At 65.3% G+C, this 14,595-nt stretch carries 14 protein-coding genes; 11 read left to right on the top strand and 3 right to left on the bottom strand.

Annotated elements, in window-relative coordinates:
- Nucleotides 1-126 precede the first annotated feature (126 nt).
- The 8 genes from AC0KVN_RS05075 (at nt 127) to AC0KVN_RS05040 (ending at nt 7,152) form a co-directional block, all read left to right on the top strand.
- Nucleotides 127-1,107, top strand: coding sequence for a TerC family protein (locus AC0KVN_RS05075; RefSeq protein ID WP_435568335.1), 981 nt, complete (start codon nt 127-129; stop codon nt 1,105-1,107).
- Between the two features lie 38 nt (nt 1,108-1,145).
- On the top strand, nt 1,146-1,880 hold the full coding sequence (recO, locus tag AC0KVN_RS05070; protein ID WP_435568334.1) for a DNA repair protein RecO: 735 nt from the start codon (nt 1,146-1,148) through the stop codon (nt 1,878-1,880).
- Nucleotides 1,881-2,000: 120 nt separating this feature from the next.
- Nucleotides 2,001-3,044 (top strand): 3-isopropylmalate dehydrogenase, encoded by a 1,044-nt coding sequence (gene leuB / locus AC0KVN_RS05065; protein WP_017502837.1) that lies wholly within the window; start codon nt 2,001-2,003, stop codon nt 3,042-3,044.
- A gap of 85 nt (nt 3,045-3,129) precedes the next feature.
- A complete protein-coding gene (locus AC0KVN_RS05060) occupies nt 3,130-3,546 on the top strand; it encodes a hypothetical protein (protein ID WP_010337728.1) in 417 nt (138 codons plus the stop codon).
- Nucleotides 3,547-3,729: 183 nt separating this feature from the next.
- Nucleotides 3,730-4,728 carry a threonine dehydratase gene (locus tag AC0KVN_RS05055; RefSeq protein WP_435568333.1) on the top strand — a complete coding sequence of 333 codons (999 nt, stop codon included), beginning with the start codon at nt 3,730-3,732 and terminating at the stop codon, nt 4,726-4,728.
- Nucleotides 4,725-5,933 carry a trans-sulfuration enzyme family protein gene (locus AC0KVN_RS05050; protein WP_037519625.1) on the top strand — a complete coding sequence of 403 codons (1,209 nt, stop codon included), beginning with the start codon at nt 4,725-4,727 and terminating at the stop codon, nt 5,931-5,933. The genes AC0KVN_RS05055 and AC0KVN_RS05050 overlap by 4 nt, the downstream gene beginning before the upstream one ends.
- 32 nt (nt 5,934-5,965) lie before the next feature.
- Nucleotides 5,966-6,364: a Co2+/Mg2+ efflux protein ApaG gene (apaG, locus tag AC0KVN_RS05045; protein WP_004207375.1), complete on the top strand. Its 399-nt coding sequence runs from the start codon at nt 5,966-5,968 to the stop codon at nt 6,362-6,364.
- Nucleotides 6,361-7,152, top strand: a complete 792-nt coding sequence (locus AC0KVN_RS05040; protein ID WP_004207374.1) for a LysR family transcriptional regulator — start codon at nt 6,361-6,363, stop codon at nt 7,150-7,152. Before apaG ends, AC0KVN_RS05040 begins: the two co-directional genes overlap by 4 nt.
- 168 nt (nt 7,153-7,320) lie before the next feature.
- Here the strand turns inward: AC0KVN_RS05040 and AC0KVN_RS05035 are convergent, their stop codons facing one another.
- Together AC0KVN_RS05035 and parE are read right to left on the bottom strand one after the other, a co-directional pair.
- Nucleotides 7,321-8,595, bottom strand: coding sequence for a serine hydrolase (locus AC0KVN_RS05035; protein ID WP_435568332.1), 1,275 nt, complete (start codon nt 8,593-8,595; stop codon nt 7,321-7,323).
- Complete coding sequence (gene parE, locus AC0KVN_RS05030; protein ID WP_435568331.1) at nt 8,592-10,571, bottom strand: DNA topoisomerase IV subunit B; 1,980 nt, start codon at nt 10,569-10,571, stop codon at nt 8,592-8,594. Before parE ends, AC0KVN_RS05035 begins: the two co-directional genes overlap by 4 nt.
- 153 nt (nt 10,572-10,724) lie before the next feature.
- Between parE and AC0KVN_RS05025 the strand changes: the two genes are divergently transcribed.
- Both AC0KVN_RS05025 and AC0KVN_RS05020 read left to right on the top strand, forming a co-directional pair.
- Nucleotides 10,725-11,567 carry an outer membrane protein gene (locus tag AC0KVN_RS05025; RefSeq protein ID WP_010337733.1) on the top strand — a complete coding sequence of 281 codons (843 nt, stop codon included), beginning with the start codon at nt 10,725-10,727 and terminating at the stop codon, nt 11,565-11,567.
- 115 nt (nt 11,568-11,682) lie between these two features.
- On the top strand, nt 11,683-12,861 hold the full coding sequence (locus tag AC0KVN_RS05020; RefSeq protein ID WP_435568330.1) for a M48 family metalloprotease: 1,179 nt from the start codon (nt 11,683-11,685) through the stop codon (nt 12,859-12,861).
- Nucleotides 12,862-12,912: 51 nt separating this feature from the next.
- Here the strand turns inward: AC0KVN_RS05020 and AC0KVN_RS05015 are convergent, their stop codons facing one another.
- Nucleotides 12,913-13,602 (bottom strand): GcrA family cell cycle regulator, encoded by a 690-nt coding sequence (locus tag AC0KVN_RS05015; protein WP_037519632.1) that lies wholly within the window; start codon nt 13,600-13,602, stop codon nt 12,913-12,915.
- A 113-nt stretch (nt 13,603-13,715) separates the two neighbouring features.
- Here AC0KVN_RS05015 and AC0KVN_RS05010 point away from each other — a divergent pair, with 113 nt between their 5' ends.
- The gene (locus AC0KVN_RS05010) at nt 13,716-14,564 is read left to right on the top strand and encodes an ABC transporter permease (protein ID WP_004207367.1); all 849 of its coding nucleotides are present in this window, start codon (nt 13,716-13,718) and stop codon (nt 14,562-14,564) included.
- Nucleotides 14,565-14,595 lie beyond the last annotated feature (31 nt).

Below are 14,595 nucleotides of genomic sequence, written 5' to 3'. Positions count from 1 at the left end.
TGCAGCCTGACCTGCGCCGGGCCACTGATCATTGCTGTTCGATTGCCGCTTTCCGACATATTCCCGCTGAGGGAACCGGGAGCCATGCCGTCCGCTTGACCTGCATATTCGCAGCACGGACCTATCATGGATTTCCTGACGACCGACTTTCTCGACAAGCCCATCTGGATGTGGGCGCTCTTCCTGACGATCATCCTCGCATTGCTGGCGCTGGATCTGGGCGTGCTGCATCGCAAGCAGCGCGAGATCGGCGTGCGCGAGAGCGTGAAGCTGGCCGGCTTCTACATCGCCATTGGCCTCGCCTTTGGCGGTTGGATCGCCTGGCAGATGGGGCAGGAGGCGGCGGTCGCCTATCTGACCGGCTTCGTCGTCGAAAAATCGCTCGCGCTCGACAATGTCTTCGTCATCGCGATGATCTTCTCCTTCTTCCATGTGCCGCGCCGCTATCAGCATGAGGTGCTGTTCTGGGGCATCATCGGCGTGATCGTCCTGCGCGCGATCATGATCGGACTGGGCGCGGCGCTGGTCCAGAATGTCTCCTGGGCGCTCTATTTCTTCGCGGCGATCCTGATCTTCACCGGCATCCGCATGTTGTGGACGGTCGGCAAGGAACAGACGATGGAGGGGAACCGGCTGCTCGGCTTCCTGCGCCGTCACATGCGCGTGACCGACCGGGTGGAGGGCGATCATTTCTTCGTGCGCCAGCCGGCTGAACCGGGCGGCAAGCCGCTGCTCCATGCGACGCCGCTGTTTCTGGCGCTGGTGATGATCGAGATTGCCGACGTCATCTTCGCGGTGGATTCCGTGCCGGCGATCTTCGCCATCACCACCGATCCCTATCTGGTCTATACCTCCAACATCTTCGCGATCCTGGGGCTGCGTGCGCTCTATTTCGCGCTGGCGGCGGCGGTTCACCGCTTCCATTATCTCAAATATGCGCTGTCGGTGGTGCTGATCTTCATCGGCGCCAAGATCTTCCTGGCCGATGCGCTGGGGCTGGAGAAGATTCCGCCGCTCTTTTCCCTGCTGGTGACGGCCGGGGTGCTGGGCGCGGGCATCGGCCTGTCGCTGTGGCGCACCCGTGGCGAGGCGCAGCCGCAACATTAGCTTTGGCACGGATGCCGGATCGTCGATAGGAAGGCGCCATGCCCGTCCTCATCACATCCGGCATCGTCTGCGCGCTGCGTGCCCATGGCGAACATGGCGCGGTCGCGCGGCTGTTGACGCCCGATCATGGGCTGGTCGCGGGCTATGTGCGCGGCGGGCGGTCGCGGGCGCTGCGCCCGGTGCTGCTGCCGGGCAATGCGGTGAAGGCCGAGTTCCGCGCCCGTACCGAAGATCAGCTCGCAAGCCTGACGGTCGAACTGGAGCATAGTCGCGCGCCGCTGCTGGGCGAGCCATTGCCGGCGGCGGCGATCGACTGGGCCTGCGCGCTGACGGCGGCGGCCCTGCCGGAAGGAACGCCCTATCCGACGCTTTACGAGGCGCTCGACGGCGTGCTTGGCGCAGTCGAGGCGGCGCCGGCGGCGCGGGGTTGGGCGGCGGCTTTGGTCCGCTACGAATTGCTGTTGCTGGCGGAACTGGGTTTCGGCCTTGATCTGAGCCGCTGCGCCGCCACCGGCACCGCCGACGAGCTGGCCTTTGTCAGCCCGCGCAGCGCGGCGGCGGTCAGCCGGGCGGGGGCGGAGGGCTATGAGGCGCGCCTGCTGCCGCTGCCGCCTTTCCTGTTGCAAGGCGGGGCTGGCCACTGGCCGCAGATCATGGATGGATTGCGCCTGACCGGCTTCTTCCTGGAGCGGTCCGTGCTGACCGAAAGGCGGGCCGATGTGCTGGCCGCGCGCGAAAGACTGGTCGATCGGCTGAAAAGAGCGGTTGCGTAACGCGCGCAGTTTTTGCAAGGGCGGGCGCGCCGTTTCCGCATTCTCCGTTCGCCCGTCGGGCAGCGGCGGCCATTTTCTTTCGCGGAACCGTGGCGGCAGAGATTTAGAAAGAGGTTTCCCATGTTGATCGCCCTGTTCCCTGGAGATGGTATCGGCCCCGAGATCGTCGCGCAGGCGAAGCGCGTGCTTGATGCGCTGGCGATCGACGGCCTCACCTATGAAGAAGGTCTGGTCGGCGGTTCGGCGTATAAGGCAGTCGGCCATCCGCTGCCGCCCGAGACGCTAGACATCGCCAAGCGCGCCGACGCCATCCTGTTCGGCGCGGTCGGTGATCCCGACTGCGACTCGCTGGAGCGGCATCTGCGTCCGGAGCAGGCGATCCTGGGCCTGCGCAAGGAACTGGGCCTGTTCTCGAACCTGCGCCCGGCCAAGGTCTTCCCCGAACTGGCGCATGAAAGCGCGCTGAAGCCCGAAGTGGCCGGATCGATCGACCTGCTGATCGTGCGCGAGACCAATGGTGACGTCTATTTCGGCGAGAAGGGCATGCGCACCACCGCCGATGGCCTGCGTGAAGGCTATGACATCATGTCCTATAACGAAGCCGAGGTGCGCCGCATCGCCCATGCCGGCTTCCAGGCGGCCCGCGCCCGTCGTGGCAAGCTCTGCTCGGTCGACAAGGCCAATGTGCTGGAAACCAGCCAGCTGTGGCGGGACGTGGTGATCGAGGTGTCGGCCGAATATCCCGACGTCGCCCTGACCCACATGTATGTCGACAATGCCGCGATGCAGCTGGTCCGCAACCCCGGCCAGTTCGATGTCATCGTCACCGGCAACATGTTCGGCGACATCCTGTCCGACCAGGCGAGCATGTGCGTCGGCTCGATCGGCATGCTGGCATCGGCAACGCTGAACGGCAGCGGTCAGGGCCTCTATGAACCGATCCACGGGTCCGCGCCCGACATTGCCGGCCAGGGCAAGGCCAACCCGCTGGCGACCATCCTGTCGGCGGCGATGATGCTGCGTTACTCGCTGAACCTGCCCGAGCCGGCCGACCGGATCGAGGCGGCGGTGGCCAAGGCGCTGGCCGACGGTGCCCGTTCGCCGGATCTGGGCGGCACGATGAACACGGTGGAGATGGGCGACGCGGTCCTCGCGGCGCTTTAATTCCGCTTCGGCTCGTCGCATTTGCATGACGCGAACGTAAAGTTTCTTCGTTTCCGGTCGATATGAGCGGTGAATGGGGACGCAAATGCCGACTGAACTGATTGAAGACCATCATGTCCTGCGGGGCATGATGCGGGATTTTGCCAGCATGATGGACGATGACGTCCGCGACATGGCACTTCTGACCCGCTGGCGCATCCGCTTCGCCCAACTGTTCCGCGACCATATGGGGCGTGAGGACATGCTGGCGCGGGGCTTGCGCCAGGGGCCGCTGGCGATGGAGGCCGAGCCGGTCGTGCATCAGCATGGCCGCACCATGGTGGCCCTGTTCCTGCGCTACAGCGACCATATCAAGCAATGGACCCCGGCCCAGATCGCGGCCGACTGGGGCAATTACAAGCGGGCGACGCTGGCGCTGCAGGATTCCCTCTATGACCATATGGAGTGGGAGGAGGCGCATCTGCATCCGCTGATCGAGGGCAGGGTGCGCAGGGCCGCCTAGACCTTGATCGCTTCAGGCTGAATCTGCCTGAAGCGTGAATCAAGGTCTAGCATCCAAGAATAGAGCCTGATTCACGTTATCGGTGGAAGCGCAAGGCGCTTCCGCCTCAAACGATCAGGCTCTAGGGGCCAATTCGCGCATATCGGTCCTGTCGGCTCTTCCACGCGCCAGCTAGGCAGCGGCATGGACGACTTTTCCCTGCCCAGCCTTCGTGCCGCCGCCGCCATGGTTCATGACCAGGTGCCGCCGACCCCGCAATATGCCTGGCCGTTGCTGGCCGGGCGGATCGGCGTCGAAACCTGGGTCAAGCATGAGAACCACACGCCGACCGGCGCCTTCAAGGTGCGCGGTGCCATCACCTATATCGACTGGCTGAGTCGCACTCATCCCGAGGTGACAGGCATCATCACCGCGACCCGCGGCAATCATGGCCAGGCGCAGGTGCGCGCGGCCCGCGCCGCCGGGTTGCAGGCGACGATCGTTGTCCCCCATGGCAATGCGCTGGAGAAGAATGCCGCAATGCGGGCATTTGGTGCGACGTTGATCGAACATGGCCATGATTTCGACAGCGCCAAGGCGGAGGCGATGCGCCTGGCCGCCGAGCAGGGGCTGTTCATGGTCCCGGCCTATCATGCGCAACTGGTGCGCGGTGTCGCCAGCTATGGGCTGGAACTGTTCGATGCGGTGCCGGACCTCGACACCGTCTATGTCCCCGTCGGTTGCGGATCGGGTCTGTGCGCCACGATTGCGGCAAGGGATGCGCTGGGCCTCAAGACCAAGGTCGTCGGCGTCGTTTCCGCCCATGTCGATGCTGCCAAGCGCTCGTTCGAGGCAGGGCAATTGCTGACCAGCCCGACCGCCTATACCTTTGCCGATGGCGTCGCGGTCTGCACCCCGGTTCAGGCTGCGCTTGACTATTTCGGGCCGCGCGCCGACCGTTTCGTCGGCGTCACCGATGAGGAGGTGGCGGATGCCATCCGCATCTACTGGCAGGACACCCATAATCTGGCCGAGGGCGCCGGTGCGGTGGCGCTGGCCGCGCTGATCCAGGAAAAGGAGCGGATGCGCGGCAAGAAGGTTGCGGTTATCCTCTCGGGCGGTAATGGCGACATGAGCCAGATGGCACAGATATTGGGCGGCGAAACGCCGCGCGTCACGACGGATATGCGGAAGGCGATATGAAGCGGAAGAGCGGGCAGAACCCTGAGATCACCAAGAACTGGAAGCCGGCGACGCTGGCCATCCGGGGCGGCACCGCGCGCACCGAATATGGCGAGACGTCCGAGGCCTTGTTCCTGTCCAGCGGCTATTGCTACGACCGGGCCGAGGATGCCGCCGCGCGCTTCGCCGGTGAACAGCAGGGCATGACCTATAGCCGGCTGCAGAACCCGACTGTCGAGATGCTGGAGCAGCGCATCGCGCTGCTGGAAGGCGCAGAAGCCTGTCGCGCGACCGCGACCGGCATGGCGGCGATGACCGCTGCCCTGCTGTGCCAGCTGTCGGCCGGCGACCATGTCGTCGCGGCCAAGGCAGCCTTTGGTTCCTGCCGCTGGCTGGTCGACACGCTGCTGCCCAAGTTCGGCATCGCGACAACGACGATCGACGGCAGCGACGTTGCGGCCTGGGAAGCGGCGGCACAGCCCAATACCAAGGTCTTCTTCTTCGAGACGCCGGCCAACCCGACCATGGACGTGGTCGACATCGCCGCCGTCTGCGCGATCGCCAAGGCACGCGGCATCACCACCGTTGTCGACAATGCCTTCGCCTCGCCCGCATTGCAGCGGCCGATGGAGTTCGGCGCCGATGTCGTCGCCTATAGCGCGACCAAGATGATGGACGGGCAGGGTCGTGTGCTGGCCGGCGCTATTTGCGGCAGCCGCGACTGGATCGACAATGTGCTGCTGCCCTTCCACCGCAACACCGGCCCGACGCTCAGCGCGTTCAATGCCTGGGTGGTGCTGAAGGGGCTGGAGACGCTGGACCTGCGCATTCGCCGCCAGAGCGAGAATGCGCTCAAGGTAGCCCAGTTCCTGGAAACCCGCCTGCCCAAGGTCAATTATCCGGGACTGGAAAGCCACCCGCAGCATGCGCTGGCGATGCGACAGATGGAAGCGGCCGGGCCGATCTTTTCCATCTACACCGGTGGTGGCCGGGCTGAGGCGCATGGCCTGCTCAACGCGCTGGAACTGGTCGACATCAGCAACAATATCGGCGACTCACGCTCGCTGATGACCCATCCGGCATCGACCACCCATTTCGGCATGGCCGAAGAGGCGCGGCTGGAAGTCGGCATCACCGAGGATATGCTGCGGCTGAACGTCGGCCTGGAAGATCCGGACGATGTGATCGCGGACTTCGACCAGGCGCTCAAGACGATAGGGCGTTGACGGAACCGGGCAGGGAGGCGCATGCGGGAGACATGAACGCATTGTTCCCCCTGCACGCGACGACGCGGGACATCATCGTCCATGTCGCCGTGACTTTCCTGCCCGAACAGTCGGAGCCGGACCGGGGGCGCTGGTTCTGGGCCTATCATATCCGGATCGAAAACCAGGGCGAACAGCCGGTGCAACTGCTGAGCCGTCACTGGATCATCACCGATGGGCGGGGCATTCAGCAGGAATTGGAGGGTGAAGGCGTGATCGGGGAACAGCCGGTGGTGCAACCGGGCAAAAGCTATGACTATGTGTCGGGCTGCCCGCTCAACACGGCGACCGGGTCGATGCGCGGCGCCTATACGATGATCGGGTCCGATGGCGAGACGTTCGAGGTGACCATTCCCCATTTCGCGCTGATCGCGCCGGCGGTGGCCGAATGAAGCGGACCCATTTGCCGCTCAACGGCCTGCGCGTGCTGGATGCCGCGGCGCGACACCTGTCCTTCACCCGCGCCGCCGACGAACTGGCGGTGACGCCGGCGGCGGTCGGTCAGCAGATCCGCGCGCTGGAGGATATGCTGGGCGTGGTGCTGTTTCGCCGCACGCCCAAGGGGCTGGAACTGACGCCCGAGACCGAGGCGGGGCTGGAAGCGCTGCGCGCCGGTTTCCTGGAGTTCGAGGAAGCGGTGCGGGCGATGCAGGCGGGCCAGTCCAGTTCGTCGCTGACGATCGCGGCGCCGCGCGACATCACCGCCAAATGGCTGCAGCCGCGTCTCGCCGCCTATGCCGCGAGCCAGCCTGGCCTAACCTTCTCATTGGTCGCTGCCGACGAGGCGCTGGACTTTACCGAGGCCAATCTGGACCTGGCGCTGCGCCTGACCGATGGCGCAGGCGAGCATGAGGGCATCAAGATCGGCGAAACCGCCTTCGTCACCGTGGAAGCGGCGGCGGGCGGGCCGGAGCAGCGGATCGAATGGCCCGGCTGCCCCTCGGGCGACCTGCCTGCCGCGATCCGGGTGGCGGATGCGGGCCTTGCGATCGAGGCGGCGGCGAACGGCTTTGGCCGGGCGAGCGTGCCGCTGCTACTGGCGCAGGCGGATATCGAGAATGGACGGGTGCGCAAAGTGGGCGATGCCCTGCCGACGATGCTCAGCTACTGGCTGATCGCGCCGTTGCCGCAATGGCGCCAGAAGAAGGTCAAGGCGCTGGTCGAGGCGCTCACGGCCTGATCCGGCTTGGCCAGGAAAATAGGATTTCGTCCGCTTAACTTCGCATATTTCCCGTATATTTTGACATTAAATGTCCAACTGGTGATGGATTGTTACGCGCCCTGTCCATGTCCGTTCGGACATTTATAGCCGATCGAAGGGATGTAGGACAGGTGCCAGGCCGGTAGATCAGTCGGCCAGCAGATTGAGCGCGCGCGTCATCAGCATGACGAAGCGGCCTTCGTCGACGCGGGCGACCGGATCGTTCCAGGCGCCGCTGACCGCATAAAATTGGCCGTCCTGCGCCTGCACCAGGAAATTCATGGCAATGACGCCGGGTTCGCTGCCGCCCTTATAGCCGAAATAGCGCCAGCGTTTCGCGTTGGCGGGGGCGATGCCCGGATTGACCGCCATGATCGACAGGGCGTCGCCGCCGTTGCGGCGCAGCCAGTCGAGCTGGGCGATTTCCTCCTGCGGGCTGGCGAACCATTCGAGCGTATCGATCGCCACCGGATTTTCCGACACGGTGCCGACATCGACATGGGCCGCGGTCAGTCGGGCGGCGGCATCCCGCAACAGGGCGCGGCGATCGGCGACCGTCCCGGCCTCATAGCGGCGGCGCAATTCGGCATTGCCGGGCATCTTCAGGGCAAAGGCCTCTGCCGTGCTCAGCATCGGCAGGCTGCGCGGATCGGCGATGCCGAAGCGCTGGCGCATGGCATCGACCTTGTCGCGGCGCAGGCCCAGCAGCAACGTGTCCGATGCGCTATTGTCGCTTTCGGCGATCATCGCGGTCGCCAGGCTGTACAGCGTCATCGGCGCATGATCGGGCCATGCCATCAGCCGGCCGGAAAAGCTTTTCGGGCCTAGCGGGATGACATCGCTCCAGCGGCGCTCGCCGGCCTGCACCGCACGCGCCAGTTCGGCCAGCACGGTCAGCTTGAAGGAGGAGCCGGTCGCCATCGGCTGGTCGGGATGGTACGACTGGAGCAGGACGGGACCGGCATCGGTCAGCCGGGCGATGGCGAAGCTGCTGCGACCCGGCAGGGCAGCAATGTCGCGCAGCACCGCGGCCATGCTGTCATCGGCCTGGCGGCTGCCGATGATGCGCAGGCCGACGACGCGGTTGGGCGGGTCGGGGGCGATCACCAGCGTGATGGCGACGATCGCCCGTTCGTAGCGGACCTCCATCTGCCCGGCGGTTGCGCTTTGCTGGGTGAGCGCGCCAAGCGCGACCGGGCGGCCATGCTGGCGGCGCAGGTCGGCGGCGAGCGCGCGCCAGCGGTCGACCGGGATCGCGTCGATGAAGACGGGGGAGAAGAAGTCGGCTTCGTTGCCGGGGCCGGCGAGGATGGTCACCAGTTGCGCGGCGCGCGCGCGAAAAGCGGGGGCAGGATCAGCCATGGCGCGGCCGGGCAGCAGCGCCATCCCGATGAAGACAAGCGCGGCCGCCAGCAGCCTCATGCGTCAATCGCTTCCTCATCGACCGCTGCCGCATTTTCCTGGATGAAGGCGAAGCGATGGGCGGGGTTGGTGCCCATCAGCCGCTCGACCAGATCGCGCACCTGCTGCCGATCCTCGATGTCGTCGGGCAGGGTGATGCGGATCAGGCTGCGGGTCTTGGGGTCCATGGTGGTTTCGCGTAACTGCATCGGGTTCATCTCGCCCAGCCCCTTGAAGCGGCTGATCTCGACCTTCTTGCCCTTGAACTCCTTGGCCAGCATTGCCTCGCGCTGGGCATCGTCCATCGCATAGAGGCTCTTGCCGCCGGCGGTCAGGCGATAGAGCGGCGGCTGGGCCAGATAGAGATGGCCGCGCCGCACCAACTCGGGCATTTCCTGGAAGAAGAAGGTCATCAGCAGGGTGGCGATATGGGCGCCGTCGACATCGGCGTCGGTCATGATGACGATGCGTTCGTAGCGCAGATTATCCGGGTTGCAATCCTTGCGCGTGCCGCAGCCCAGCGCCAGGATCATGTCGGCAATTTCCTGGTTTGCCAATATCTTGGCGGTGTTTGCTGAGGCGACGTTGAGGATCTTGCCGCGCAGGGGCAAGATTGCCTGCGTCTTGCGGTCGCGGGCCTGCTTGGCCGATCCGCCGGCCGAGTCGCCTTCGACCAGAAAGATTTCAGCACCTTCCGGGTCATCGTTCGAACAATCTGTGAGCTTGCCGGGCAGGCGCAGCTTGCGCGCGCTGGTGGCGGTCTTGCGCTTGACCTCCTTTTCCTGCTTGCGCTTCAGCCGCTCGTCCATGCGGTCGATGACATAGGCGAGCAGCGCCTTGCCCCGGTCCATATGGTCGGTCAGGAAATGGTCGAAATGGTCGCGCACCGCATTTTCGACCAGACGCGCGGCGTCGGGGCTGGTCAGGCGATCCTTGGTCTGGCTCTGGAACTGGGGATCGCGGATGAAGACCGACAGCATGATCTCCGATGACGTCATGATGTCATCGGCGGTAATGTCCTTCGCCTTCTTCTGCCCCACCAGTTCGCCAAAGGCACGGATGCCCTTCACCAGCGCGGCGCGCAGGCCGTTTTCGTGGGTGCCGCCATCGGGCGTCGGGATGGTGTTGCAATACCAGCTATAGCTGCCGTCGGACCAGAGCGGCCAGGCGACCGCCCATTCGACCCGGCCGGCTTCGCCCGGAAAATCCTGATTGCCCGAGAAGAATTGGGTGGTGGCGCATTCGCGGTCGCCCAGCTGCTCCTTCAGATGGTCGGCCAAGCCGCCGGGGAACTGGAACACTGCTTCGGGCGGGGTATCGTCGCTGATCAGTTCGGGCGCGCATTTCCAGCGTATCTCGACCCCGGCGAACAGATAGGCCTTGGACCGGGCAAGGCGGTAGAGCTTGGCCGGCTTGAACTTCTGCTCGCCGAAAATCTCGCTGTCGGGGATGAAGCTGACCGCGGTGCCGCGCCGGTTGGGGGCGGCGCCGACCTTTTCCAGGCCGCTGGTGGGCAGGCCCTGGCTGAAGCTCTGGCGGAACAGTTCCTTGTTGCGCGCGACCTCGACCACCGTCCTGATCGACAGGGCGTTGACGACGCTGATGCCCACGCCATGCAGGCCGCCCGAGGTTGCATAGGCCTTGCCCTCGAACTTGCCGCCCGAATGGAGTGTGGTGAGGATGACTTCCAGCGCCGACTTGCCGGGGAATTTGGGGTGGTCGTCCACCGGGATGCCGCGACCATTGTCAGTGATGGTCAGCTTGTTGCCCGGTTCCAGGCTGATCTCGATCCGGGTGGCATGACCGGCCACCGCTTCGTCCATGCTGTTGTCGAGCACTTCGGAGGCGAGATGGTGAAAGGCGCGCTCGTCGATGCCGCCAATATACATGCCCGGACGGCGCCGGACCGGCTCCAGCCCTTCGAGCACTTCGATGGTGGAGGCGTCATAGCCCGGCGAGGTGGTGGACTGGGCGGAGGCGAACAGGTCTTCGGACATTCCGCCAAGCTATAGGCAGCCGGGCGTCGGGCGCAAGCGCTGCGCGCACGCGATCGTCAGCAATCAATTGTTACAAGCCGTGGTGCAACAAATCGGCCGTCCGGTCGGTTGCCTCCATCAGGGTATATTCCCAAGGTCAGGCTGGAGATATTCATGACATTCAAGCATTTTGCGCCGATCGGCGCCACGCTGGCGCTCGCCCTGGCGACGCCGGCAATGGCGCAGCAGGACAGCGGCAAGGTCGACTGGACCGGCCCCTATGTCGGCGGTTCTTTCGGCTATAACTGGTCGAAGGGCGATGGCGGCGAACATCTGCGCTTCGACACGGACGGGGACGGCAATTATGACAATGTCGTCACCACAGCGGCCGGGGCCAATGCCTTTTCGCCCGGCACCTGCGGCGGTTCGGCACGGGGCGCGACGCCGGCCAGCGGCTGCAATGGCGACAAGGATGCGATCGGCTGGATGGGCCATGTCGGCTATGACCGGCAGTTCGGCAATATCGTCGCGGGCATCGTCGGCGAAGCGGGCAAGGCCTATGTCAGCGACAGCGTGACCGAATATTCGACCACGCCGGCCAGCTATACCATGACCCGGCGGATCGGCTGGAACGCCAATTTGCGCGCGCGGCTGGGCTATACCACCGATGGCGGCGTCATGCCCTACATCACCGGCGGCCTGGCCTATGCCAAGGTGAAGAATCATTTCGACACCAGCAACACCGCCAACAGCTTCACCGAATATGATCGCAAGGAAGATGCCTGGGGCTACACCATGGGCGGCGGTGTCGAAGCCAAGGTTGCGCAGAATTTCTCGATCGGCGCCCGCTATCTTTGGACCCGTTATAACACGGGCGACTATCGCGTCGATGTGGGGCAGGGCAGCGCGCCCGCGACCAACCCCTTCATCATCACGCCATCCGGCGGCACCAGCATCAACCGTGGCGACAAGTTCGACAATCAGAGCCTGATGGCGACCGCCAGCTTCCGCTTCTGATCCGCCGCAATGAAGGGGCCGGGACGATGTTCCGGCCCTTTCCTCTTGTGATCTTTACCTGATCCCGCGCCCGACATAGCTTTCCGCCGACAGGATATGGCGGGAGGTCGAGAATATGGCGGCAGGTTTCAACCCCGATGCGGCGACCGCCGCCTATCTGGCGACGCTGTCGCCGGTCCAGCATGAACGGGCGATCGCCTATACCCAGGGCGGGCATTGGCTGCTGCTTTGGGGCATGCTGGTGACACTGGTCGCCATGGCGCTGATCTGGCGCAGCGGCCTGCTGGTGCGGCTGGGGCGGCGGGTGCATGTGCGGCGCCCCAATCTGGCGGTGTTCCTGTCCGCCTTGCTCTTCTTCCTGCTCGACTGGCTGATCGAACTGCCCTGGTCCGTCTATGCCAATTGGGGACGCGAGCGCAGCTATGGGCTGACCAGCCAGGGTTTCGGCGGCTGGCTGGGCGAGGATATATTGTCGAGCGCGATCAGCATTCCGTTGGTGGCGCTGCTGGCGGTCGCCATCTATGCGCTGATGTGCCGCACGCCGCGCTGGTGGTGGGCCTGGTCGGGGCTGGTGGTCGTGCTGGGCATCATCCTGATGGTGGTGATCGCGCCGGTGGCGATCGAGCCGCTGTTCAATAACTATACGCCAGCGCCCGCCGGGCCGACCCGCGATGCGGTGGTCGAACTGGCCCATCGTGCCGGCGTGCCGGGCGACAAAATCTATATTTATGACGGGTCGAAGCAGTCCGAACGCTATACCGCCAATGTCTCCGGCCTGTTCGGCACGGCGCGGGTGGCGATGAGCGACACCATGTTCAAGCGCGGCGCCGACCTGGCCGAGGTGCGCGGCGTGGTGGGCCATGAAATGGGCCATTATGCCGAACATCATGTGCTGTGGCTGGCGGGCGGCATGAGCCTGCTGGCGATGCTGCTCTTCTTCCTGGTCGACCGGCTCTATCCGGTTGCGGCGCGCTGGTTCGGCGCGGGCAGCGCGATCAGCGATCCGGCGCATATGCCAGTCGCCTGGGCCGTCGCAGCGGTGGTCGGAATATTCCTGGTGCCGCTGATGAACAGCATCAGCCGCTATGACGAGAATGCCGCCGACCGTTTCTCGCTCAAGGTCGCGCATGAGCCCGATGGCCTTGCCAAGGCGCTGGTCAAGACGATCGAATATCGCGCCTCATCGCCCTCTCGGCTGGAGGAAATCCTGTTCTACGACCATCCCAGCGTCGAACGGCGCATCCATGCCGCGATGGTCTGGAAGGCGGAAAATCCGCAACTGGTCGGTAAATAGGGGCAAAAGAAAAGGCCGCCCGGTGGGGCGGCCTTCCTTGTCTCGGTTGGCTCAGCGGACCCGCGGGCCGCCGAAGGGCAGCGGCGGGGGCGGGCGGCGCGTGCCGCGCGGCAACTGCGCCTGATAGGCGCGGCCGCAATGTTCCACGCAATAGGGGAAGCCAGGGTTCACCGCTTCGCCGCAGAAATGGAAGTCCGGCTCGCCCGGATGGCCCATCGGCCACTTGCAGATCCGCTCGGTCAGGTCGAGCAGGCTCGTCTTGCCGGCAATTTCGGCGCTCGGCTTGGCGGGCACCAGGCGGCGCGGCGGCGCCGGCGGGATCGGTGCCTGCTGGTCACCGGGGCCCTGGCGCAGGAAGCCGCCGGGGCCGACCGACACGATGCGCGGCTGCGGCGCGGCAGGCGCGTCGCTGGGGGCAGCGGCAGCAGCCGGTGCGGCAGGCGCAGCCGGTGCGGCGACCGGGGCCGGACGCGGCGGCGGCGGCGGGGCGGCCACGGGCGCGGCAGCGCGGGGCGCTTCGGCTTCCGGGGCAGGGGCTGCCGGCTTGCGGGCGGGCGCGGCCTTCTTGGGCGCCTCGTTGGCCTTCACCGGGGACGGGCGCGACTGCAGGCCAAGGCGATGCGCCTTGCCGATTACCGCGTTACGGCTGACGCCGCCCAGTTCGTCCGCGATCTGGCTCGCGGTCAGGCCCTTTTCCCACATCGCCTTGAGCTGGTCGATACGTTCGTCGGTCCAGGACAATGAAAACTCCTCACAATCTGTGCTATGCGCCCTATATGGGGCATGCAGGCGCGACTTCCAACCGCGCAGAACGCCCTTGCGGCATAACGGACCAGCCGATAGTCGATCCCATCATGAACGACCAGCCCAAAATTGCAGCCGCCCATCCCGCACCCGTTCCCTTCCATGAACCGGGGGAGTTGGTGATCCGCAACGTCAACTGGGCCGGCATGCGTGCGCTCTACCGCAAGGAAGTGCGCCGCTTCATGAAGGTGCAGCTCCAGACGATCTGGGCGCCGGCCGTTACCACGCTGATGTTCCTGGTGATTTTTACCATCGCGCTGGGCGGGGCGAACCGCCAGGTGCTGGGCGTGCCCTTTGCCGATTTCATCGCGCCGGGCCTGATGATGATGGGCATGATGAACAATGCCTTCGCCAACAGCAGCTTCTCGCTGCTGGCGGGCAAGATGCAGGGGACGCTGATCGACTATCTGATGCCGCCGCTGTCGGTGGGCGAATTGCTGCTGGCGCTGGTCGGCGCGGCGGTGACCCGCGCGGTCGCGGTCGGTCTGGCGCTGTGGGGGGCGATGGCGCTGTGGCCCGGCGTGCATGTGACGCCGACTCATTTGTGGGCGGTGATCTGGTTCGGCCTGATGGGCGCCAGCCTGACCGCCTTCATCGGCGTGATGACGTCGATCTGGGCGGAAAAATTCGATCATGCCGCCGCCATCACCAATTTCGTGATCGGGCCGATGACCCTGTTGTCGGGCACCTTCTATTCGATCGACCGCCTGTCGCCGCTCTTCCGGGCGATCAGCCATGCCAACCCCTTCTTCTACGCCATTTCCGGTTTCCGCTATGGCTTCGTCGCGGCGGCGGACGGCAATGTGCTGGTCGGCAGCGTCGTGCTGCTGGCGCTCAATGCCGGGCTGGCGCTGCTCTGCTATGTGCTGCTGCGCAAGGGCTGGAAGCTCAAGGCCTGACGGCGTCAGGTCAGGGCCGCAAAGATCGGCA

Source organism: Sphingobium sp. SG1, from assembly GCF_057063145.1.
The sequence above is the reverse complement of the archived record's forward strand: the minus strand, read 5'-3'. Positions and strand labels throughout refer to the sequence as shown.